This is a genomic window from Thalassobius sp. Cn5-15 (assembly GCF_022347685.1).
Lineage (GTDB): Bacteria > Pseudomonadota > Alphaproteobacteria > Rhodobacterales > Rhodobacteraceae > Thalassobius.
In genome coordinates, this window is record NZ_JAKRGF010000004.1 from 143700 (window position 1) to 164432 (window position 20733).

General features: G+C 58.8%; 20 protein-coding genes and 1 pseudogene. 4 read left to right on the forward strand and 17 right to left on the reverse strand.

Going from position 1 to position 20733, the window contains the following annotated elements; translation table 11 throughout:
- Positions 1-105 precede the first annotated feature (105 nt).
- Positions 106-240, forward strand: a pseudogene (locus MHM86_RS17150) (IS3 family transposase); the annotation flags it as partial.
- 270 nt (positions 241-510) lie between these two features.
- Here MHM86_RS17150 and gyrB read toward each other — a convergent pair.
- The 7 genes from gyrB to mutM form a co-directional block, all read right to left on the reverse strand.
- A complete protein-coding gene (gyrB, locus tag MHM86_RS10725) occupies positions 511-2928 on the reverse strand; it encodes a DNA topoisomerase (ATP-hydrolyzing) subunit B (RefSeq protein ID WP_239199069.1) in 2418 nt (805 codons plus the stop codon).
- Positions 2929-3094: 166 nt separating this feature from the next.
- Entirely contained in the window at positions 3095-4198 is a 1104-nt protein-coding gene (gene recF, locus MHM86_RS10730; RefSeq protein ID WP_239199072.1) for a DNA replication/repair protein RecF, read from the reverse strand.
- A 70-nt stretch (positions 4199-4268) separates the two neighbouring features.
- Entirely contained in the window at positions 4269-5387 is a 1119-nt protein-coding gene (dnaN, locus tag MHM86_RS10735) for a DNA polymerase III subunit beta (protein ID WP_239199075.1), read from the reverse strand.
- Positions 5388-5598: 211 nt separating this feature from the next.
- On the reverse strand, positions 5599-7062 hold the full coding sequence (gene dnaA, locus MHM86_RS10740; RefSeq protein ID WP_239199078.1) for a chromosomal replication initiator protein DnaA: 1464 nt from the start codon (positions 7060-7062) through the stop codon (positions 5599-5601).
- Positions 7063-7644: 582 nt separating this feature from the next.
- Complete coding sequence (gene rpsT / locus MHM86_RS10745; protein ID WP_239199081.1) at positions 7645-7908, reverse strand: 30S ribosomal protein S20; 264 nt, start codon at positions 7906-7908, stop codon at positions 7645-7647.
- 218 nt (positions 7909-8126) lie between these two features.
- The gene (locus MHM86_RS10750; RefSeq protein WP_239199084.1) at positions 8127-8903 is read right to left on the reverse strand and encodes an enoyl-CoA hydratase; all 777 of its coding nucleotides are present in this window, start codon (positions 8901-8903) and stop codon (positions 8127-8129) included.
- Positions 8904-8967: 64 nt separating this feature from the next.
- A complete protein-coding gene (gene mutM, locus MHM86_RS10755) occupies positions 8968-9819 on the reverse strand; it encodes a bifunctional DNA-formamidopyrimidine glycosylase/DNA-(apurinic or apyrimidinic site) lyase (RefSeq protein ID WP_239199087.1) in 852 nt (283 codons plus the stop codon).
- A gap of 85 nt (positions 9820-9904) precedes the next feature.
- Here mutM and ubiE point away from each other — a divergent pair, with 85 nt between their 5' ends.
- Both ubiE and ubiB read left to right on the forward strand, forming a co-directional pair.
- Positions 9905-10657 carry a bifunctional demethylmenaquinone methyltransferase/2-methoxy-6-polyprenyl-1,4-benzoquinol methylase UbiE gene (gene ubiE, locus MHM86_RS10760; RefSeq protein WP_239199090.1) on the forward strand — a complete coding sequence of 251 codons (753 nt, stop codon included), beginning with the start codon at positions 9905-9907 and terminating at the stop codon, positions 10655-10657.
- Positions 10658-10660: 3 nt separating this feature from the next.
- Positions 10661-12193, forward strand: a complete 1533-nt coding sequence (gene ubiB, locus MHM86_RS10765; RefSeq protein WP_239199093.1) for a 2-polyprenylphenol 6-hydroxylase — start codon at positions 10661-10663, stop codon at positions 12191-12193.
- Here the strand turns inward: ubiB and MHM86_RS10770 are convergent.
- A complete protein-coding gene (locus MHM86_RS10770) occupies positions 12181-13083 on the reverse strand; it encodes a phosphotransferase family protein (protein WP_239199096.1) in 903 nt (300 codons plus the stop codon). The genes ubiB and MHM86_RS10770 overlap by 13 nt on opposite strands.
- Positions 13084-13184: 101 nt before the next feature.
- Positions 13185-14327, reverse strand: a complete 1143-nt coding sequence (locus tag MHM86_RS10775) for an alpha-D-ribose 1-methylphosphonate 5-triphosphate diphosphatase (RefSeq protein WP_239199099.1) — start codon at positions 14325-14327, stop codon at positions 13185-13187.
- A 68-nt stretch (positions 14328-14395) separates the two neighbouring features.
- On the opposite strand from MHM86_RS10775, the gene MHM86_RS10780 reads away from it, so the two are divergent.
- Positions 14396-15091 carry a DUF1045 domain-containing protein gene (locus MHM86_RS10780; RefSeq protein WP_239199101.1) on the forward strand — a complete coding sequence of 232 codons (696 nt, stop codon included), beginning with the start codon at positions 14396-14398 and terminating at the stop codon, positions 15089-15091.
- Here MHM86_RS10780 and phnN read toward each other — a convergent pair.
- Genes phnN through phnG form a run of 8 tightly spaced genes read right to left on the reverse strand, consistent with a single transcriptional unit; the run spans position 15073 to position 20723 of the window.
- Positions 15073-15630 carry a phosphonate metabolism protein/1,5-bisphosphokinase (PRPP-forming) PhnN gene (gene phnN, locus MHM86_RS10785; protein WP_239199103.1) on the reverse strand — a complete coding sequence of 186 codons (558 nt, stop codon included), beginning with the start codon at positions 15628-15630 and terminating at the stop codon, positions 15073-15075. The genes MHM86_RS10780 and phnN overlap by 19 nt on opposite strands.
- Positions 15627-16310, reverse strand: a complete 684-nt coding sequence (gene phnL, locus MHM86_RS10790; RefSeq protein WP_239199106.1) for a phosphonate C-P lyase system protein PhnL — start codon at positions 16308-16310, stop codon at positions 15627-15629. Before phnL ends, phnN begins: the two co-directional genes overlap by 4 nt.
- Positions 16311-16324: 14 nt before the next feature.
- Positions 16325-17095: a phosphonate C-P lyase system protein PhnK gene (gene phnK / locus MHM86_RS10795; RefSeq protein WP_239199109.1), complete on the reverse strand. Its 771-nt coding sequence runs from the start codon at positions 17093-17095 to the stop codon at positions 16325-16327.
- Positions 17092-17961 carry an alpha-D-ribose 1-methylphosphonate 5-phosphate C-P-lyase PhnJ gene (locus MHM86_RS10800; protein WP_239199112.1) on the reverse strand — a complete coding sequence of 290 codons (870 nt, stop codon included), beginning with the start codon at positions 17959-17961 and terminating at the stop codon, positions 17092-17094. The genes phnK and MHM86_RS10800 overlap by 4 nt, the downstream gene beginning before the upstream one ends.
- Positions 17958-18572 (reverse strand): HAD family phosphatase, encoded by a 615-nt coding sequence (locus tag MHM86_RS10805; protein WP_239199115.1) that lies wholly within the window; start codon positions 18570-18572, stop codon positions 17958-17960. The genes MHM86_RS10800 and MHM86_RS10805 overlap by 4 nt, the downstream gene beginning before the upstream one ends.
- Positions 18569-19663 (reverse strand): carbon-phosphorus lyase complex subunit PhnI, encoded by a 1095-nt coding sequence (locus MHM86_RS10810; RefSeq protein WP_239199118.1) that lies wholly within the window; start codon positions 19661-19663, stop codon positions 18569-18571. The genes MHM86_RS10805 and MHM86_RS10810 overlap by 4 nt, the downstream gene beginning before the upstream one ends.
- Positions 19663-20256: a phosphonate C-P lyase system protein PhnH gene (gene phnH, locus MHM86_RS10815; protein ID WP_239199121.1), complete on the reverse strand. Its 594-nt coding sequence runs from the start codon at positions 20254-20256 to the stop codon at positions 19663-19665. The genes MHM86_RS10810 and phnH overlap by 1 nt, the downstream gene beginning before the upstream one ends.
- Positions 20256-20723 (reverse strand): phosphonate C-P lyase system protein PhnG, encoded by a 468-nt coding sequence (phnG, locus tag MHM86_RS10820; RefSeq protein ID WP_239199124.1) that lies wholly within the window; start codon positions 20721-20723, stop codon positions 20256-20258. Before phnG ends, phnH begins: the two co-directional genes overlap by 1 nt.
- Between the last annotated feature and the right edge of the window lie 10 nt (positions 20724-20733).

Here is a 20733-nt window from a genome sequence, read left to right on the forward strand (position 1 = left end):
ACTAAACGAAGATTCCGGAACCGATTGGGTCTGTGCTGGATTTGGACTTGTCACGGAATTGTTCCGTTCCTTGGACTTGGTATTTTGCCGACAAGGAGAACGGAAATGGCAAATGGGCACAGCGAAGAATTCAAGCGCGATGCGGTGCGCATTGCTTTAACGAGCGGTTTGACACGATGCCAGGTTGCGCCCAACCTGTTGGATCAAGGCGTCTCAGCAAGTGGGCCAAACCAGAAGTGGGCTGGCTTGAACCTCAATTGCATTGAATGCAATGGCACCAATGCATAGGTCAGCAAAGGCAGACTCGCCTCGAAAAGCACAGCTCAATGAAGAATATTGGCGGTGCCAACAAAGCTGACGTCCGACTTCGTCAATTCTTCAGATTTTGGCGAATTTCGGGGCATTTTTGCCTGTCCCGAAACTCGCCCAATTTCATAAAAGCGAACGACTTTGCGTGCTTCGCGAACGCTTATGGGTGTCGCGAACGATTGTGGAGCATCCTACAGCAGATTAGAAATCCAGATTTTCCACGCTCAGCGCGTTTTGTTGGATGAATTCGCGGCGAGGTTCTACCACGTCACCCATCAGCTTGGTGAATATGTCGTCCGCTTCGGTCATGTCCTCAATCTGCACTTGCAGGAAGGTGCGGGCCTCTGGGTCCAGCGTGGTTTCCCACAGCTGATCAGGGTTCATTTCGCCCAGACCCTTGTAGCGTTGCAGTGACAGACCTTTTTCACCCTCTTTCAGGATCGCGTCCAACAGACCCAGCGGGCCGTGGATCAGCACGCTACGGTCCTTGCGGTGCAGGGTACCGGTTTGGCTGTAAACCTCTTGCAGGTTTTGAGTAAAGCTGCCGGTTTTGCGGGCCTCGCCCGAGCGCAGCATCGGGCCATCCAGCGTGCGCACTTCCTCAACGCCGCGCAGGATGCGGGCCAGACGGATGCCGTGATCCTGAGTGATCCGACCCTGCCAGCCGCGCTCATATTCCAGCGCAATTTCGTCCAGACGCTTGGCGACCTTGTCAGCCACGCCTTGTAGGTCAGCATCCACCGCACCGGGGACAAAGGCGCCGGCAATAGCAGCCTGTTCCAGGATGTGGCGCGGGTAATGGGTGGGGAAGGCATCCAGCAGACGTTTCAGGCTGCGCGCCTCTTCGACCACACGTTTCAGATCAGCACCGGCCATTTCCATGCCATTGCCCAGTTTCAGAACCGTGTCCTGAATGCCCTGTTCGATCAGGTAATCATCCAATGCCGCCTGATCCTTCAGGTAGACCTCGGATTTGCCCCGGCTGACCTTATAAAGCGGCGGCTGCGCGATATAGAGGTGGCCCGCCTCGATCAGCTCGGGCATCTGGCGGTAGAAGAAGGTCAGCAGAAGTGTCCGAATGTGGGCACCATCAACGTCCGCATCGGTCATGATGACGATCTTGTGGTAGCGCAGTTTGTCCAGGTTGAATTCATCCCGGCCAATCCCGGTTCCCAGTGCCATGACAAGGTTGCCGATCTCTTGGCTGCTGAGCATCTTGTCAAAACGGGCGCGTTCAACGTTCAGGATTTTTCCACGCAGGGGCAGGATCGCCTGTGTCAGCCGGTCACGGCCTGTTTGCGCAGATCCACCGGCCGAGTCACCCTCCACCAGGAAGACTTCGGTTTTGGATGGATCTTTTTCCGAACAGTCTTTTAGCTTACCGGCGAGGAAGTTCACATCCATCGCGGTTTTGCGGCGGGTCAGTTCGCGTGCCTTCCGCGCGGCTTCGCGGGCCAATGCGGCCTCAATGATCTTGGATACGATCATTTTCGCGGTGTTTGGGTTTTCCTCAAACCATTCGGCCAGTTTTTCACCCGCCAGCGATTCCACCGCAGGGCGTACCTCGGAGGACACCAGTTTGTCCTTGGTCTGGGACGAGAATTTGGGATCCGGCACCTTCACCGACAGAACGCAGGTCAGGCCTTCGCGGGCGTCATCGCCGGTGAAGCTGACCTTTTCCTTTTTGCCGATACCGTTGTCCTGCGCGTATTTCGACAGGGTCCGGGTCAGGGCGCCACGGAAACCGGCAAGGTGGGTGCCGCCATCACGCTGTGGGATGTTGTTGGTAAAGGGCAGCACGGTTTCGTGGTAGCTGTCATTCCACCACATCGCCAGTTCAATGCCGATGTCATCTTTTTCGCCGCGCACATAAATCGGATCCTCCATCAGGGAGGTTTTGGAGCGGTCGAGGTATTTCACAAACTCTTTCACACCGCCGTCGTAGTACAGCTCGGTGCGCAGCGCCTCGGCGGGGCGTTCATCTTCCAGGATAATCCGCACGCCAGAGTTCAGGAATGCCAGTTCGCGCAGACGCTTTTCCAGCGTTTCAAACGAATATTCCAGGTTCGAGAAAGTATCGGTCGACGCAAGGAAACGCACCTCGGTGCCCTTTTCGCCCTCGGCCTCACCGACAACACGCAGGTGTTCGGTGCATTCGCCATGCTCAAACTTGGCCCAATGTTCCTTGCCGTTGCGCCAGATGCGCAGTTCCAGCCAGACCGACAGGGCGTTCACAACGGACACGCCCACGCCGTGTAGACCACCCGAAACCTTGTAGGAGTTGCTGTCAAACTTACCACCAGCGTGCAGCTGAGTCATGATGACCTCCGCCGCAGAGACGCCTTCTTCCTCGTGGATGTCGACGGGAATACCACGACCGTTGTCGCGCACAGAAACAGAGCTGTCGGCGTGGATTTTCACCTGTACGAAGTCGGCGTGTTTCGCCAACGCTTCGTCGATGCCGTTATCCACCACCTCATAGACCATATGGTGCAGGCCCGACCCATCGTCGGTATCACCAATATACATGCCGGGGCGTTTGCGAACCGCCTCCAAGCCTTTGAGAACCTTAATGGAATCTGCGCCGTATTCTTGCGAGTTTTGCTCGGTGTCGGACATGCCGGCCTTCCTACTTCTTGGGTCCAAAAGATATACGAAACCTGAGGTGGGATGTCACGCCCCTTAGGCGATTTTGGGCCAATGGCAAGGCGTGCTGTCGTGGCTGTGTTTGGTGGTGTGTTTCAGGGCTTGCTGTGGGCGTGGAAACGGGTTGCTGCGCTAGGTGTTAATGCTGGATCACGGTTGAGGTGCCGGCGTCATCGCGCACCTCCAGATACTGTGCGCGATCGCCCAGCTTATTGAACAGTTCCGGTCCCGTGCCGGTCATCCACGCCTGGGCTCCAAAACCGCAAATCTCATCATAAAGCGCGGCCAGGCGGGTAGCGTCCAGATGCGCTGCGACTTCATCCAGTAACAGGATTGGCGGCATACCGATCTGATCTGCCAGTGCCCGCGCATTGGCCAGGATCAACGAGACAAGCAGGGCCTTTTGCTCCCCTGTTGAACAATCCTTTGCCGGAACGCCCTTGGCGGCGAAAACACCATAAAGGTCGGTGCGATGCGGTCCGATTAGCGTGCGTCCTGCGCTCAGGTCGCGGAACCGGCTTTCGGACAGTGCGGTTAGTAAGTCATCCGCGTTTTGTGGCATTTCACCTTCGCTTTGGGTCAGTTCCAGATCCGCAGTGGGAAAGGCGGTTTCCGCCCGCATCTGCGCGGCTGCGATGAAGGCAAGGCTGCGCTGGCGGTTGTCATGAATGACCGCACCATGTTCGGCCATCTGCGCTTCTAGCGCCTTGTACCAAAAGGCATCGCGCTGCTGATCCTTCAGCAGACGGTTGCGTTCGCGCATCGCTTTTTCATAGGCCAGCGTCGCCTCGCCGTGGTTTGGGAAAAATGACAGCGCCATACGGTCCAGAAAGCGGCGGCGGCCTTCGGCGCCTTCGATCCATAGTCTGTCCATCGACGGGATCAGCCACAGGATCCGCGCCTGTTTGGCCAGTTCCAGCTGCGGCTGTGATTTGCTGTCGATCTTCAGCTGCCGCGCCGCACCACCTTCGGACCAGATCTCAATATCGGAGACTTGGCTGTCGCGGTGCAGCAAGCCGGTCAGTTTCCACCCCAACGCTTCTGGGCGGCGCGTCATCTCCTCTGCCGAGGCACGGCGCAAGCCCCGACCGGGCGAAAAGAGCGAGACCGCTTCTAAAATACTGGTCTTGCCGGCACCATTGCCGCCATAGATGGCTACAGGCCGGCCATCACAGTCAATCTTCGCCCGCTTGTGCGACCGAAAATGGGATAAGGTGAGGGATTTAAGTGCAAGTTCTGCCATAGAGGGCGTTTTCTGGACCAGAAAACGCCAGCGGAGTTTGGAGGAAACCCCGCCAGCGGGACCGTTTGGGTCAGACGCGCATCGGCATCACGACATAGACGGCAGAGGTATCACTGCCCTCTCGCATCAGGGTCGGATCACCGGAGGAGTTGAACATAAAGACCGCGTTTTCGCGATCAACCTGACTGGCAATCTCCAGCAGATATTTTGCATTAAAGCCGATCTCTAGCCGTTCGTCGCTGTAGGCGACGGCCAGCTCTTCTTCGGCGGCGCCACTGTCGGGTGCGTTGACGGACAGGATCAGGCGATCCTCTTCCAGCGACATTTTCACGGCACGCGAGCGTTCGGACGAAACGGTGGCCACACGGTCGACGGCAGATGCGAATTCAGAGGCGTCCACTTCCATCTTGCGGGTGTTGCCCATTGGAATGACGCGGCTGTAGTCGGGGAAGGTGCCGTCGATGACTTTGGAGGTCAGGGTGATGTTAGGGGTTGCGAAGCGGATCTTCGTTTCGCTTACAGACACCGCGATCAGCATGTCGTCGTCATCAAGCAGCTTGCGCAGCTCACCCACGGTTTTGCGCGGCACAATGACGCCGGGCATGTCGCCCGAATCCATTGGCAAGTCGGCGTCAATGCGAGCCAGACGGTGACCATCGGTGGCCACGGCGCGCAGGACCTTGCCGCCGTCGGCGTCTGCAACGTGCAGATACACACCGTTCAGATAATACCGGGTTTCCTCGGTTGAGATGGCGAATTTCGATTTATCGAACAGGCGGCGCAGCATCGGCGCGGGCGCCGAGAAGTTGCTGGCATATTCCGCGCTGGCCATGACAGGGAAATCTTCCTTCGGCAGGGTTGCGAGGTTGAAGTTCGAGCGGCCCGCCTCAACAGTCAGGCGACCGGCAACACCGTCTTCTGTCAGGGTGACCAGTGCGCCGTCAGGCAGTTTGCGAACGATTTCATGCAGTGTCACTGCGGACACTGTGGTGGCCCCGGCTTTTTCCACCTGCGCGGTGGCTTTATCCACGACTTCGATGTCCAGATCCGTGGCGCGGAACTGGACGGTGTCGCCTTCTGCCTCGATGAGGACATTTGCCAGAATCGGAATGGTGTTGCGGCGCTCGACAACTGATTGCGCCTGAGAGACGGCCTTCAGAAGTGTCCCGCGTTCGATGCTGAATTTCATTCCCTCGCTCCTATCCCTGTGTGGCCGTTCCGGGGGGATGCCCGGGGGATGCAAAGTATCGCAATCTCGTGCGGCCTCAAGCCTTTTCTTGGTTTCTGGGGGTGTTTGGCGGGGCCGTCAAGTAGATGGGCGCCGCAAGCGGATGCTGCGACGCCCAATTGTGCGGTTCCGGTGACGGTTTTGTCGTTACCGGGCTGTATCGGTCTGCACTTTATGCTTCCAGTGCGCGGCGCAGCAGTTCCAGATCTTCGGCGATCTGGCCGTCCTGCTGGCGCAATTCCTCGATGCGTTTCACCCCGTGCATCACTGTGGTGTGGTCACGACCACCGAAGCGACGCCCGATTTCTGGTAGCGAGCGGCTGGTCAACTGCTTGCACAGGTACATTGCCACCTGACGCGGGCGGGCATAGGTGCGCACACGCTTGGGGCCGATCATGTCGGACAGGCGGATATTGTAATGTTCAGAAACCTTACGCTGGATCTCTTCTACGGTGATCTTGCGCTCGGATGCGCGCAGCACGTCGGCCAGACAATCCTGTGTCAGTTCCATGGTGATCGGGCGGCCAACCAGAGACGCGAATGCGAACAGACGGGTCAGCGCACCTTCCAGCACACGAACGTTGGTGCTGATGCGGTGGGCAAGAAACTCCAGCACACCGGGTGCCAGTTCCAGACCGGGGTATTGTTGCGAGTGCTGCTCGACCTTGGACTGCAGAATGCCGAGGCGCAGTTCATAGTCGGTGGGGTGCAGGTCAACAACCAGACCACACTGCAGACGCGATTTGATTCGATCTTCCAGATCTTTGATTTCACCCGGCGCGCGATCCGCCGAAATGATGATCTGTTTGTTCTGATCAACCAGCGCGTTGAAAGTATGGAAGAACTCTTCTTGTGTGCTGTCTTTGCCAGCGATGAATTGCACATCGTCGACCATTAGAACGTCAACCGAACGGAAAAGCTGTTTGAAGTCCATCATCTTGCGGTCGCGCAGCGCTTGAACGAAACGGTACATGAATTGTTCAGCCGACAGGTAAACCACGTTGAGGTCGGGGCGTTTGGTCTGCAGTTCCCATGCGATGGCGTGCATCAGGTGGGTTTTACCAAGGCCAACACCGCCATAAAGAAACAGCGGGTTAAAAGTGACGGGACCACCTTCGGCGACGCGACGCGCGGCGGCGTGGGCCAGTTCGTTTGGCTTGCCCACCACAAAGGTGTCAAAGGTGAACCGCGCATCAAGTGGGGCGCCGGGCAGTAGGTCCTGCGCGATGGTCGTGCCAGAGGGGGCGTCGGTTACAGAATCGATCGTGGCAGGGCGGATGGTTTCGGGGGTATCGGCCAGACGGGGCTGGGCGGTGGCCGATGCGGTAACGGTTTCATAAGCGGCGGGCGCTGCAGCAGGGCGCGCCGCGGAGGCTTTAGCGCGTGGTGTGTTGGTGGTGCCCACGCGGAAATGGATGCGACGCACGTTTGCGCCACCTTCGTTCAGCTTGTGGACAATCAGGTCGCCGAAGTTCTGCGAGACATAATTGCCCAGAAAGGTTGTCGGTGCATGGAAGCTGGCAACACCATCGACGATCTCGACAAATTCGAGTGGTTCGATCCATGTTGCGAAATTGTTCTTACCTACTGTGTTCAATAGGTTTTGTTTGAGTTGGCCCCACTGATCCTGCGTCATATTCCCCTAATCCCAGCCTGTCTAATCTTCGCCATATCTTCTGTCGACGCTCTACCTGCGCCGCAAAACTCGTACCAACTTGGCCTCAGACAAAAACAATCCTTTCCGTTGCAGCATTGTTGCAACGGTTAGATCGTCCAGATCTGGACCGAACGTCACGCCACACACCACGATCTGCGCATGCCTGTCCCCCAACGGACATGCCTATGGTGCGCTGAAAGCGCGTCTTTACATTAGGACCGGCGGCAATAGCCTAAGGTGCCGCGCAATACGTTGTTCACTGCTTGAACAACCCTCACACGGAGCCGATGAAACCCTCATGGTACCATTCGCAGTCGAATGGAATCACTTAGGCGCCTGTCCCCCCAAGGCGATGTGGAATCGCTGTAGGGAGAAGGTATCAACTCGGCGCCTCGAGTCGCAACTGAACTTCTGGGCTTGACTCCGAGAATCCGAAAAAGAATCTCTCGGCCGAAATTTGCCTGCACCCATCGATAGAATTTATCTCAACCAGAATGAAAAAAGACGCCACCGTAGGGTGACGCCTTTTTCATTTGTTTACAGCGCATTGCTGGGGTGCTGTTAGCCCAGAGCCTTCACGCGGGACGCGAGGCGCGACATTTTACGCGATGCGGTGTTCTTGTGAAATACGCCTTTAGAAACGCCACGCATCAGTTCGGGCTGGCATTCGCGCAGAGCGGCAGTTGCTGCCTCTTTGTCGCCGGATGCGATTGCTTCTTCAACTTTGCGCAGGAAGGTGCGGATGCGAGAACGACGTGCTTTGTTTACTGCAAAACGGGTTTCGTTCTGACGGGCGCGTTTTTTTGCCTGAGGCGAGTTTGCCATTGCGATGGTCCCTATGGTTCGGGGTTAGATGTAATCAGCACGTGCCCCACCTGACAGCAGAGTTCTGTCGGGAATCATCTAGCCAGAGCGGGCTTCACGCGCATGTCTGGCGCCCTTTTAGCTAAGATTCGCCGGGATGCAACTGAAAAACGGGCAGTCAGGCCGCCCGTTTCCCTTATTTTTATATGTCCTAACCTTTGGGGTAGGGGGCGATCGTGTTACTTGTCGCGGAACTGCGGGGTGCGCTTGTCCACAAAAGCGGCCATGCCTTCTTTCTGATCCTCGGTCGCAAAGAGCGAGTGGAACAGGCGGCGTTCAAACAAGAGGCCCTGATCCAGCGGCATTTCAAAGGACTGGTTCACCGCCTCTTTGATGGCCATCAGCGACACCATACCCTTTTCAGCGATTTTGCCAGCGGCGCTCATCGCTTCGTCCATCAGCTTCTTGGCGGGTACGACGCGGCTGACAAGGCCTGCGCGCTCTGCCTCTTCAGCATCCATAAAGCGGCCCGTCAGGTTCATATCCATCGCCTTGGCTTTGCCAATGGCATGAGTCAGACGCTGGGTGCCACCGATGCCGGCCATCACGCCCAGGTTCACCTCGGGCTGGCCAAATTTGGCGGTGTCGGAACAGATGATGAAGTCACACATCATCGCCAGTTCACAGCCCCCGCCCAGCGCATAGCCGGAGACGGCAGCGATCACCGGTTTGCGGACATTGGTGATTTCGGCGCATTCAGCGCCAAACAGATCTTCGGTGAAAACCTCTGTGTAGGTCTTTTCACTCATCATCTTGATGTCAGCGCCGGCGGCGAACGCCTTTTCGCTGCCAGTGAGGACGATGCAACGCACTTTGTCATTTGTCTGTGCGGATTTCATCGCATCAGCAAGTTCGCTCATCAACTGCGCGCTGAGCGCGTTCATAGCGTCAGGGCGGTTCAGCTTGATCAGTGCGATGTGGTCTTCTACTTCGACGATGATCGTCTCATAGGCCATGAATTCAGCTTTCCATTGTTCCGGTCAGTGCTGATTACTGGCCAATACCGTCGCCCGGATCAAGCTATCTTTGACAAGTGGGGCAGTAAAAACTGGATCTGCCCGATTGAACCACACGTTGCACGGTGCCTGTGCAGCCCTTGCGTTTACAGGGTTTGCCTTCGCGATCGTAGACGTCAAACTGGTGTTGAAAATAACCCAATTCGCCGCCTGCACTGCGAAAGTCTTTGAGGGAGGAGCCGCCCGCCGCAATCGCATCCTGCAGCACTTCGCGGATAATTGGCACCAAACCGGCAACTTTCTGCTGAGCGATGGCGCCTGCTTTGCGCTTGGGGCTGATGCCAGCACGGTAGAGGGTTTCACAGACATAGATGTTGCCGAGGCCTGCGATGATTCCCTGATCAAGCAGTGCGGTCTTTACTGGGCTTTTCTTGTTTTCAAAGGCGTTGATCAGGTGCTGTTCGGAAAACTGGTTGCCCAGTGGTTCCGGCCCCAGCACGCTGAGGAGCTTGCTGTCCTCTGCCGTGGCGGTGTCCAGCAGGTCCATCGCCCCGAACCGACGCGGATCATTGAAGGTGATGCGCGCGCCATTGTCCATGTCTAGCACCACATGATCGTGCTTTTCCGCCGTCGGATGGTCATGCACAAACTGGCCTAACGGATCACCGGACACCAGCATCCGCCCCGACATCCCTAAATGGATTAGCAACGTTTCTCCTGACGCCAGATCGACGAGGATATATTTTGATCGCCGCCGCAGACGATCTACTCGTTGCCCCATCAGCCGATCCGCCATCCGGTCGGGAAACGGCCAGCGCAGATCGGGACGGTTCACCTGTGCCCGCGCGATCACCGCGCCCTCCATCGAGGGGGCAAGGCCGCGCATCACGGTTTCAACTTCGGGCAATTCAGGCATTCGTGACTCCAATGACAGATAGGCGCATTGCAGCGCCCTGTGAGCACTCTATAAGAAAGGGGAGATTAACGGACTGGCAAGGCCTATGACCCAGAACAGCGAAAACACCACTCACTTTGGTTTTGAAACCGTGCCCGAGTCGGAAAAGGCCGGACGGGTTCAGGGGGTCTTTGGCTCTGTGGCGTCGAAATATGACGTGATGAACGACGCGATGAGCATGGGCATCCACCGCATTTGGAAGGATGCGATGATGGATTGGATTGCCCCGCGTCCGGGGACCAAGCTGCTGGATGTTGCAGGCGGTACAGGGGATATTTCCTTTCGTTACCTGAAACGTGCAGGCCATGGCCATGCCACCGTCTGCGATCTGACCGAACCGATGCTGATTGCAGGGCGCCAGCGGGCAGAGGCGGATCAGATGGCCGACAGTCTGGATTGGGTCACTGGCGATGCAATGGCGCTGCCGTTTCCAGATAACACCTTTGACACCTACACCATCAGCTTTGGCATTCGAAACGTGACCCGCCCGCAGGAGGCGCTGAACGAGGCCTATCGCGTGCTGAAACCCGGCGGGCGTCTGATGGTGCTGGAGTTTAGCCAGATCCCTAATGAGATGATGCAGAAGGTTTATGACCTCTATTCCTTCAACATCATCCCCAAAATGGGTCAGGTGATCGCGGGTGACAGTGACAGCTATCAGTATTTGGTCGAATCGATCCGCAAGTTTCCTGATCAGGACACCTTCCTGAGTATGGTGAAACAGGCAGGGTTTGAAAACGCCAAGTATCGCAATCTGACCATGGGCATTGCTTGTCTGCATTCGGGGTGGAAGATCTAAGCGATGCGTGGACCACATAACATTTGGCGTCTGGTCCGCACCGGCGCTACCTTTGAACGTACTGGCGCAATGGGGCAGGCGCTGGATGCTGTCGATGCGCCGCGCGCGATCCGCATCGCTGCCCGCGTGCTGGCATGGCCGTTTCGCTGGTTGGGATACAAGGGTGATCCCAACATGCCACCGGTGACCCGCGCGATCACTGCGCTGGGACCGGCTTATATTAAGTTCGGTCAGATCCTTTCGACCCGTCCCGATGTTGTTGGCCCCGAAATGGCCCAGCAACTGCGCGTGTTGCAGGACCAGCTGCCACCGTTTTCCATTGAGGAGGCCCGTCACTGCGTCGAAGAGGAACTGGGCCGCCCACTGGAAGAAGTCTATTCTGAATTTAGCGATCCTGTTGCCGCCGCCTCTATCGCGCAGGTGCACCGTGCGCGGCGTGTGGATACGGGCGAAGAGGTCGCGGTGAAGGTGCTGCGCCCCGGTATCGTGCGTGCGTTTCAGAAGGATATCGATGCGTTCTATCTTGCGGCAGACACGATTCAGTTGCTGTCGCCCGCCTCGCGCCGGTTGCGTCCGCGGGATGTGATCGAACACTTCGAGGGCGTGGTGAAGGGTGAGCTGGACCTGCGCCTTGAGGCGGCATCGGCGTCTGAATTTCAGGCCAACACCGAAAAGGACGAAGGGTTCCAGCTGCCGCAGGTGCGCTGGGGGCTGTCTGGTCGTCAGATCATGACAATGGATTGGGCCGATGGTCTGCCCTTGGGCGACAATGACGCGCTGGACGCTGCCGGGCTGGATCGCCGTGCGATTGGCGAACGGGTGCTGCAGCTGTTCCTCAGCCATGCGCTGCGCGACGGTTTCTTCCACGCCGATATGCATCAGGGCAACCTGAAGGTCGCCGCAAATGGTGACATCATCGCCTATGACTTTGGCATCATGGGTCAGATCGATGAATACACCCGTCGGGTCTATGCCGAGATTCTCTATGGTTTCATTCGCCGTGACTACAAACGTGTGGCGCAGGTCCATTTTGAGGCAGGCTATGTGCCCGCTGATCAGGACGTTGATGAGTTTGCCCGCGCCCTGCGTGCGGTGGGTGAGCCGATTTTTGGCATGGACGCCACCCAGATTTCGATGGGGCGGTTGCTGAACTATCTGTTTGAGGTGACAGAGCGGTTCGGCATGGAAACCCGCACCGAACTGATCCTGTTGCAGCGTACAATGGTTGTCGTCGAAGGTGTCGCGCGTTCGCTGCACCCCGAGATTAACATCTGGGACGTGGCCAAACCGGTAGTCGAAGATTACATCAAAGGCAGCATTGGCCCCCGCGCTGCGCTGTCCGATCTGGCCAAAACCGCCGTGGTGCTGGGCCGTTTCGGTCCCCGCCTTCCAGAGTTGGTAGAAGCTGCGTTGATCCGTCAGACGCAGGAAGAGGCGCTGCCTGTTGGAACCTCTACGCGCTCTCGTCTTGTGTGGCTGGGTGGAGGCGTTGTCTTGGGCGCATTGTCGAGTGGTTTGGTGCTTTACTGCATCTGATTGGCGCAGTGCTCTAACGCCGCCAGCTCAAGGGGCAGGGCCGCCGTGTAAGCCGCGCTGCCCTGTTTAGACTTCCATCCGCAATAGGTCGCCATGCGCCAGTGATGCCAGGGGGCCATTGCCTTTATCCGCGGGTGAATGGCGTCATTGCCATAGCCTGCCAGAAACGCTCTTTGCTCTGCTGCTGTCAGGACGCGACCGCGATAGATCTGTTGCATCGCAGGGGATAGGAATATCGCCAGATCTTCCACCGGATCACCGATGGCGGGGCATTGCCAGTCGATCAGCATGTCCTGCGCAGGGTGGTTGCCCGTCAGAATATTGCCAGGCACCGGATCACCATGCAGCAGGCAGGTGAGATCGCTGCCTGTGATCGTTGTCTGTGGTTTCAGTCGGGTCAGTTGTTCCTGCAATGGAGCACCTAACTGCGGCAACATCTGTGTCACCTGCGCCTCGACCATTGCTGAACCACCGAGGATCTGGCGCAGGCCTGTCGGGGCCGGTGACAGATGCAACCGCCGCAGCAATTGACCGGCGCGTGCGGCGTCCGTCTGCCAAGGGGTTCCCTCCTGATGAGCATAGATCAGAACCGCTCCAACCGCACACTGGCCGGAATGCAGCAGCGCGGGCGCCAAATCCTGTGGCGCGAGATGGCGTAACATTACAGCCTCTTGGGCTGGATCATTGGGAAACAGCGGGGTTGCGCCGGAGGCGCTGAACAGTTTCACCACGATCTGCGCCCCGCCACCGCAAAGGTGCCATAGCCGGTTTGTTTGCCCCCCTTGCAACGGATGCCAGACTGCATTCTGCGGTAGCAGGTCAAGGGATTTTATGTAGTCCGCCAAGTCGATTGGCACATGATCAGGCAATTTTTGGGGGGGCGGGGCCATAGCGCGTTCCGGTGCAAAACTGACGCGACGCTATGCGCTTTGGCCCTGATGGGCAAGCGCCGCTGCGATAGCCTAGCCCTGCCAGCCGCCCCACGCGCCGATCAGGCGACGCGGTTGCCCTGTACCCAAGTACCACGCAGTACGGGCGCATTGGTGATGCGTTTGACGCGGATCATGTCAGCCCGCTGCCCAATGGCGATGTCGCCGCGATCCTTGAGCCCGCTGGCGCGCGCTGGCGTCTGGGTGATCGTCTTGATCCCCCGCGCTGTATTGCCCCACATATCGCCCAAGAGCAGACCGGCGGCCAAAAGCGCGGCTGGAACATAGTCAGACGATATGATGTCCAACAGATCCAGTTCGGCCAGCTCGCCCGCCGCAACGTTGCCCGAATGCGATCCACCACGGATCAGGTTCGGCGCCCCCATCATCACGGCAATCCCGTGATCGCGGCAGGCCTGCGCGGCCTCAACTGTGGTGGGAAATTCTGCCAGATGAATGCCATGGCGCGCTGAGGTTTCCACATGACCACGGGTGGTGTCATCGTGACTGGCCAATACGGCACCGTATCGTTTTGCCTCCGCCACCGCGATGGCCTCATGGCGGTCGCCATTGCGGGCGCGCATATCCTGCAGGTTGGCGACGTGATCGGCGAACTCTTCTTCATTCAGGTTGTTTTTGCCCATCACATAGGTTTTCAGCTTGCTGATATCGCGAAACTGTCGCTGACCGGGGGTGTGATCCATTAGGCTGATGATGCCCACGCGATCCTCTGGTCCAAAGGCGGCCATTTCCTCTTCCAGCGTTTCAGAACAGACCTCTGCCCGCAGGTGCAGGTAGTGGCTGATCTTCAGCGCACCGGCGCTGCGCATATCCAGCAATTCGGTCGCTAGCGCGCGGGCGTAGGCACTATAGCGTCCTTTGCCCGTCGGGACGGATCCGACGCGCATCGCGTCAAAGACAGTGGTGATGCCAGTACTGGCCAGTTCTGCGTCATGTGCTACTAGGGCGGCGGCATGGGGCCAGTCGACTTTTGGACGTGGCTGAATGTGACGTTCCAAATTGTCGGTGTGCAGTTCTACCAGACCGGGGCATAACAGGTCGCCGTCGAAATCTTCTGCCCCTGCTGGCACGGAGGTGCCGGTGTCGATTGCGGTGATTACGCCGTCGCGCACGGTGACGGCACCGTGGATCACGTGATCTGGTAGAACGATATTGGCATTGGCGAAGATCTGCTCTTTTGTCATGGTCGCGTTACCTTTGCGCGGCATCTGGGCCGCTATTGTCGAAGTTAAGAAAAGGTGAGGCCAGCCCTGTGACCAAATCTGTAAGCGAGTTTAAGCGCTATGCCATCTATTACGCCCCCGAAGCGGGAGACTTGGCTGATTTCGGTGCCAGTTGGCTGGGCTGGGATCTGGCCGCTGGGGCGGCTGTAGATCATCCGGTCGTTGAGGGTTTGGATGTAGCCGCCCTTACTGATGTGCCGCGTAAATACGGGCTGCATGGGACGGTCAAGCCGCCCTTTCGTCTGGCTGATGGGATGACGGTTGAGGCGCTGATGGAAGCGACGCAGGCTTTTTGCGCCACCCGCGCGCCGGTGGTTCTGGATGAGTTGCAGCTGACGTCGCTGGGCCGGTTTTTGGCGCTGACCGTTCAGGGGAACGCAATGGCGTTGAATGATCTTGCGGGTGCCACGGTTGCCGCGCTGGACCCGTTTCGCGCGCCGCTGAACGCGGCCGAACTGGCCAAGCGTCGCCAGTCCCGCCTGAGTGAACGGCAGGAGGCGTTGCTGGCGCAGTGGGGTTATCCGTATGTGATGGAAGAATTTCGTTTTCACCTGACAATGACGGGCAAGGTTCCCAAAGCGCAGCTTGAAAACATACGGAAGCGTATGGAGCCATTGCTGACCCCGATCCTGCCGCGCCCGTTTGTCATTCGTGACCTCTGCCTTGTGGGTGAAGATCAAGAGGGCATGTTCCATCTGATCCACCGTTACGCCCTTTCCGGCTGAAGCGCGGCGTCGATCTGCGCGATGGCCTGCGACAGCGGGCCGTCATTTTTGATCACGATCGGGTTTAGCCCCTCAGCGATCTGAAACTGTGCCCGTTTCAGGCGGCGCGCCTGCTCTTCCACGCTTTCACGGCCACGGGCGGCCAGACGGGCGGCCAGCACCTCTTCGGGTGCAGTGATTAGCAGGATCGCAGAGCGCTCAAACCGTTCAGTCAGTACCGGCAGCACCGAACGGGACAGATTCGCCATCACATCGCGTCCCTCTGCAAGTGCTGCATCCACGCCTGTGGGGATGCCATAATACAACCCGTGTGCCTGCCAGTGCAGCGCAAATTCCCCTGCGGCTTCCATCGCCTGAAACTCGGTCACGGAAACTGCGTCAGAGTCCTCCCCCACAGCCTCAGCCGAGCGGGTGATCACCCGCCGCGTGCGCAGGACGGTCGGATGGACGGCGCAATAGGCATCCATCACACTGTCCTTGCCCACGCCTGACGGGCCGACCACGGCGATGAAACGTCCCTGTGGCTCTGTTTGGGTCATGCGGCACGCACGGGGGTGAACCCAGTTACGTCCACCACCCGATCACAAACACGATCGCGCGCGGCCTCATCATGGAAAATCCCGATAATCGCGGCGCCGCCGGCTTTTGCATCCTCAATTAGCGACAGCACCACTTCACGGTTTTTGGCATCCAGAGATGCCGTGGGTTCATCCAGCAGCAGGGCCGGATAGCGGTGGGCAAAGCCACGGGCGATGTTCACCCGCTGCTGTTCGCCACCGGAGAAGGTAGTGGGTGACAGCGACCACAGGCGTTCGGGGATATTGAGTTGTGCCAGCAGGTCTTGGGCCCGTGCCTCTGCCTCTTCCACCGGCGTGCCCAGCGCCAACAGCGGCTCTGCCACAACACTTAGCGTTGGCACCCGTGGCACCACGCGCAGGAACTGGCTGACATAGCCCAGAACCTCGCGGCGAAGTGTCAGGATCTCACGCGGCTCGGCGCGGGCGACATCCACGTCGCCCACTTTAATGGACCCACCATTGGCCAGATAATTGCCGTAGATCATTCGCATCAAAGTGGATTTTCCCGCGCCCGACGCGCCGGTCAGCGCCACGCATTCGCCCGCCGACACATCCAGATGCGCGCCTGCCATCACAGGGATCACCGCTGCGCCCTGATTGTGAAGGACAAAGCTTTTCTCAAGGTTCCGAATCTCAATCATTGTGCTTCCCCCTATCAAACCTGCAGAACCGAACTGACCAGCAACTGCGTATAGCCATGCTGCGGATCATCCAGAACCTGATCAGTCAGCCCCTGTTCGACCACATGCCCCGATTTCATCACCATCAGACGATCTGCCAGCAGGCGTACCACCGCCAGATCGTGAGTGACGATTATGGCGCTCAGCCCCATGTCACGCACCAGGCCGCGCAAGAGGTCAAGGAGGCGTGCCTGCACCGAAACGTCCAAACCGCCTGTTGGTTCATCCATAAAGACCAGACGCGGGCCGGTGACCAGATTGCGCGCGATTTGCAGCCGCTGCTGCATGCCGCCGGAAAAGGCGCTGGGGCGGTCATCAATGCGGTCACCTGCAATTTCGACCCGTTCCAGCCAATCTAGCGCCTGTGTGCGGATGTTGCCGTAGTTTCGTGCGCCGACAGCCATCAGCCGTTCTCCCACGTTGCCACCGGCACTGACACCCATGCGCAACCCGTCACGGGCGTGCTGGTGAACAAAGGCCCAATCGGTCCGCCCCAGCATCCGCCGCTCGGGTTCCGACATGGTCACGGTATCACGCTGCCCATCTGCGCGGGTGTCAAACAGCACCTCACCTTGATCAGGCGCCAGATGTCCGGCCAGACAGTTCAGTAGTGTGGATTTGCCTGACCCAGATTCGCCCACGATGCCCAAAACCTCACCGGGATAGAGGTCAAAGGACACATTGGTGCAGCCCACGCGGCCGCCGTAGAACTTTGCGATGTCACGCACTTGCAAAAGCGGGGTCATGCTGAAACCTCTTCAAACGGCACACCTTGGTGCCCCACGTGGCCAGCCGCACGGCGCGACTGGCAGTAATCGGTATCGGAACAAACAAACATCCGGCTGCCGCTGTCATCCATGATGACCTCATCCAGATAGCTGTCTTCGCTGCCGCAGAGGCCACAGGGGTGATCGGCCTTTGACGGATCAAATGGGTGATCCTCAAAATCCAGACTGACGACCTGCGTGTAGGGTGGCAGAGCATAGATGCGCTGTTCACGGCCCGCGCCGAACAGCTGCACCGCAGCCATTTCCAGTTTCGGGTTGTCAAACTTCGGGATTGGGGAGGGATCCATGACATAGCGCCCCTCCACCTTCACCGGATAGGCGTAGGAGGTGGCGATGGCGCCGTTGCGCGCGATGTCCTCGTAGAGTTTCACATGCATCAGCCCGTATTCCTCTAGCGCGTGCATTTTGCGCGTCTCGACCTCACTGGGTTCCAGAAAACGCAGGGGTTCGGGGATCGGCACCTGATAGACAAGGATCTGATCCTCGCGCAGGTCCTGTTCGGGGATGCGGTGGCGGGTTTGGATCACGTCCGCCTCCTTCGTTGTTTCGGTGGTGGCGACCTCTGCCGTCTTCTCAAAAAACTTGCGGATCGATACGGCGTTGGTGGTGTCGTCAGCGCCTTGGTCGATGACCTTCATCGTGTCCTCTGGGCACAGAACCGCGGCAGACACCTGCACGCCACCGGTGCCCCAGCCATAAGGCATCGGCATTTCACGGCTGGCGAACGGCACCTGATAGCCCGGCACGGCCAACCCCTTTAGGATGGCGCGGCGGATCATCCGCTTGGTCTGTTCGTCAAGATAGGCGAAGTTATAGTCGCTCATAGCAGGCCCCTTTGTTCCAGTGCCGTGCGCAGGGCATCCGCCCCGGTGAAGTGGATGGCATCCCAACCCGCCGCGCGTGCGCCGTCGACGTTTTTGGGGCTGTCATCAATGAAAACGCAGTCTTCGGGTGCCACATTTGCGCGGTCACACAGAATGTCGAAGATGCGGCGGTCGGGTTTGATCACGCCTTCACGGCCAGAGATGACGAGGGTGCCAAACACCTCATCCAGTCGCGGGTGAGCTTTCAGGCCCTCGGGCCATGTCTCTGCCGACCAGTTGGTGATCGCATGCACCGGCACGCCACGGGATTTCAGATCGTCCAAGATCTCCCACGTGCCAGCCACCGCGTTTTGCACGGTTCTGGCATAGTTTGGCACATAATCCGCCAGTCGCCGCTGGTCTGCGGGATCCGCCAGTTCCTGTGCCATATCGGCGAAGGTTTCGCCGTTGTCACCGCGTAGATTGCGGTCGTAGAAATCGACACGCTGCATAAAGGCGTGGATGGCCGCCAGATCGTCAAACTGATCGGCCCAGGCCAATTCCGGCTGCCAGTTGACCAGCACCTTGCCGATGTCAAAGACAACGACGGTGGGTTTCGCGGTCACGCTCATTCCGCCGCCTCCTGTTGCGGGGCGATGTTCGCCTCGGCCTCTGCACGCAGTTTACGCACCAGTTCCAGTTCGGACTGGAAATCGACGTAATGCGGCAGCTTGATATGTTCGAGGAAGCCGGTCGCCTGAATATTGTCCGCGTGGTAGAGGACAAATTCAACGTCCTGCGCCGGGGCGCCCATGTTGTCCTCGCCCAGCTCTTCCCAACGCAAGGCGCGATCAACCAGCGCCATCGAGATCGACTTGCGCTCCGACTGACCGAAGACCAGACCGTAGCCACGGGTGAACTGTGGCGGTTCGGTTTTGGATCCGGTGAATTGGTTCACGGTTTCACATTCGGTCAGCTCAACCTCGCCCACCTCTATGGCAAATCCCAGCTCGGGGATCTCCATCTCTACCGCACAGGTGCCGATGCGCAATTCGCCAACAAAGGCGTGGTTGCGTGCATAGCCACGCTGGGTGGAATAGGCCATGCCAAGGACAAAACCTTCATCTCCACGGGTCAGTGCCTGAAGACGCAGCGCGCGATCAGCAGGCAGTTCCAGTGGTTCGCGGGTCAGGTCGCGGGGGGTCTCGCCTGTGTCTACCTCTGTCTGGATCACACCCTCTTGCTTGAGGAAGGTGGTGATATGCGGCGTTGCTTCTTGCGGGGCATCGCGCGTCGGTGCTTTGGCCAGTTCACCATCGGCGGCCAGTTTGAAATCCAGCAGGCGGTGTGTGTAGTCAAACGTCGGGCCCAGAACCTGACCGCCTGGCGCATCCTTGAAGGTGGCACTGACACGACGGTCGCAGGTCATCTCGGCGGTTTCCACCGGCAGGGTGGCGCCGAAACGCGGCAACGTGGTGCGGTAGGCGCGGATCAGGAACACAGCTTCGATCAGATCGCCACGGGCCTGTTTGATCGCCAGCGCGGCCAGATCGGGATCATACAGCGATCCTTCGGCCATCACGCGGTTCACGGACAGCGCCAGTTGTTCGCGGATCTGTGCGACGGACAGTTCGGCGATGGCGGTATCCCCACGGCGTTCTTCCGCCAGCCAGGCGTGGGCGGCATCAATGGCCTTTTCGCCGCCTTTAACAGCTACATACATCAGACGGTCCTCACCTTGGTGGAACGGGGCAGGGCGGCCAGTTGGTCGCCTGCGCATAAAAACAAGTCATAGCCAAGAGGGAACAGTGCAGTGTTGGCGCGGGCAGCGGCGACGTCAGGTAGAGACAGCTGCGCGCTGTCCTTGATGCCGGGGCCGGTCAGGATGGCGCCGGTGTTGGAGAGCGCTGTCATCTCTACCACCAGTGTCGCGCTGCGGTCGGGGTATTCTGGCGTGCCGATGCGGTAGGCACTGACAGGCTGCAGCGCGTCCCAGTCTCCAAAGGCAAAATCGGCCTCTTCCGCAGTTGCGAAAGGTGCGCTGGTGTGAAATGTCAGCCAGTCGCGCACGGCCGCGCAGTCCCATTTCCCCGCCAGATAGACTGGCGTGTTGTGGTCCAGCAACGTCAGCGCCAGCGTGCCTGCGGCTACAGATAAGGGCGCGGGGGGCAAGGCGAGGTCCAGCGTTTCGATCATACCGGGACGAGCCATAACATTCATCACCGCGCGAAAGGCGCGGGCGGATTGCTGTGGGGCCTCGGTGAAACCACCGCTCAAGGTTGGGGTTTGGGCCAGAGTTTGGGTAAGGGTCTGCATCAGTCCTCTCCTCTCGCCATGGTGAAGAAATCGACCTTAGTCGCGGCGGCTTTGGCGGCGCGGACGGCTTTGGCGCTGGCGCGTGCTTCGGCCAAGGGCGTCAGAATCTCGGCATGGATCGACTCGGCAGCATCGGTTTGCATCATGGCGTCCACCAGTGCTGCAATCCGCGCCTTTTCCTTGCTGCGGCCCTGCACATAGGCGTGGCCAATAGGCCCATCGCTTAGTTGGACCGAACAGCGGGTTATCGTCATTTCGCCAAGGTTAAAAGCATTGCCGGTGGCGCCAATGCGGCCGCGCACCATGGTGCTGCCAAGTTCGGGTGTGCGCAGCATCTGGTGATCGGGGGCGGGGCGTTCCCCCCAAAGGGCCAGCACCTGCGCCTCTGGCGCTTTGGCCAGCAGGCTCATCCACGCCTTGCGCGCAGCCTGTTTTGGATCGCCGTTGAGGGCGGTTCTATCGCTCATCTAGACACCT

Bases quoted from the DNA above. Each gene is read 5' to 3' on its own strand.
- gyrB (WP_239199069.1), bottom strand. From the start codon at position 2,928: ATGTCCGACACCGAGCAAAACTCGCAAGAATACGGCGCAGATTCCATT.
- recF (WP_239199072.1), bottom strand. From the start codon at position 4,198: ATGGCAGAACTTGCACTTAAATCCCTCACCTTATCCCATTTTCGGTCG.
- dnaN (WP_239199075.1), bottom strand. From the start codon at position 5,387: ATGAAATTCAGCATCGAACGCGGGACACTTCTGAAGGCCGTCTCTCAG.
- dnaA (WP_239199078.1), bottom strand. From the start codon at position 7,062: ATGACGCAGGATCAGTGGGGCCAACTCAAACAAAACCTATTGAACACA.
- rpsT (WP_239199081.1), bottom strand. From the start codon at position 7,908: ATGGCAAACTCGCCTCAGGCAAAAAAACGCGCCCGTCAGAACGAAACC.
- MHM86_RS10750 (WP_239199084.1), bottom strand. From the start codon at position 8,903: ATGGCCTATGAGACGATCATCGTCGAAGTAGAAGACCACATCGCACTG.
- mutM (WP_239199087.1), bottom strand. From the start codon at position 9,819: ATGCCTGAATTGCCCGAAGTTGAAACCGTGATGCGCGGCCTTGCCCCC.
- ubiE (WP_239199090.1), top strand. From the start codon at position 9,905: ATGACCCAGAACAGCGAAAACACCACTCACTTTGGTTTTGAAACCGTG.
- ubiB (WP_239199093.1), top strand. From the start codon at position 10,661: ATGCGTGGACCACATAACATTTGGCGTCTGGTCCGCACCGGCGCTACC.
- MHM86_RS10770 (WP_239199096.1), bottom strand. From the start codon at position 13,083: ATGGCCCCGCCCCCCCAAAAATTGCCTGATCATGTGCCAATCGACTTG.
- MHM86_RS10775 (WP_239199099.1), bottom strand. From the start codon at position 14,327: ATGACAAAAGAGCAGATCTTCGCCAATGCCAATATCGTTCTACCAGAT.
- phnN (WP_239199103.1), bottom strand. From the start codon at position 15,630: ATGACCCAAACAGAGCCACAGGGACGTTTCATCGCCGTGGTCGGCCCG.
- phnL (WP_239199106.1), bottom strand. From the start codon at position 16,310: ATGATTGAGATTCGGAACCTTGAGAAAAGCTTTGTCCTTCACAATCAG.
- phnK (WP_239199109.1), bottom strand. From the start codon at position 17,095: ATGACCCCGCTTTTGCAAGTGCGTGACATCGCAAAGTTCTACGGCGGC.
- MHM86_RS10800 (WP_239199112.1), bottom strand. From the start codon at position 17,961: ATGAGCGACTATAACTTCGCCTATCTTGACGAACAGACCAAGCGGATG.
- MHM86_RS10805 (WP_239199115.1), bottom strand. From the start codon at position 18,572: ATGAGCGTGACCGCGAAACCCACCGTCGTTGTCTTTGACATCGGCAAG.
- MHM86_RS10810 (WP_239199118.1), bottom strand. From the start codon at position 19,663: ATGTATGTAGCTGTTAAAGGCGGCGAAAAGGCCATTGATGCCGCCCAC.
- phnH (WP_239199121.1), bottom strand. From the start codon at position 20,256: ATGCAGACCCTTACCCAAACTCTGGCCCAAACCCCAACCTTGAGCGGT.
- phnG (WP_239199124.1), bottom strand. From the start codon at position 20,723: ATGAGCGATAGAACCGCCCTCAACGGCGATCCAAAACAGGCTGCGCGC.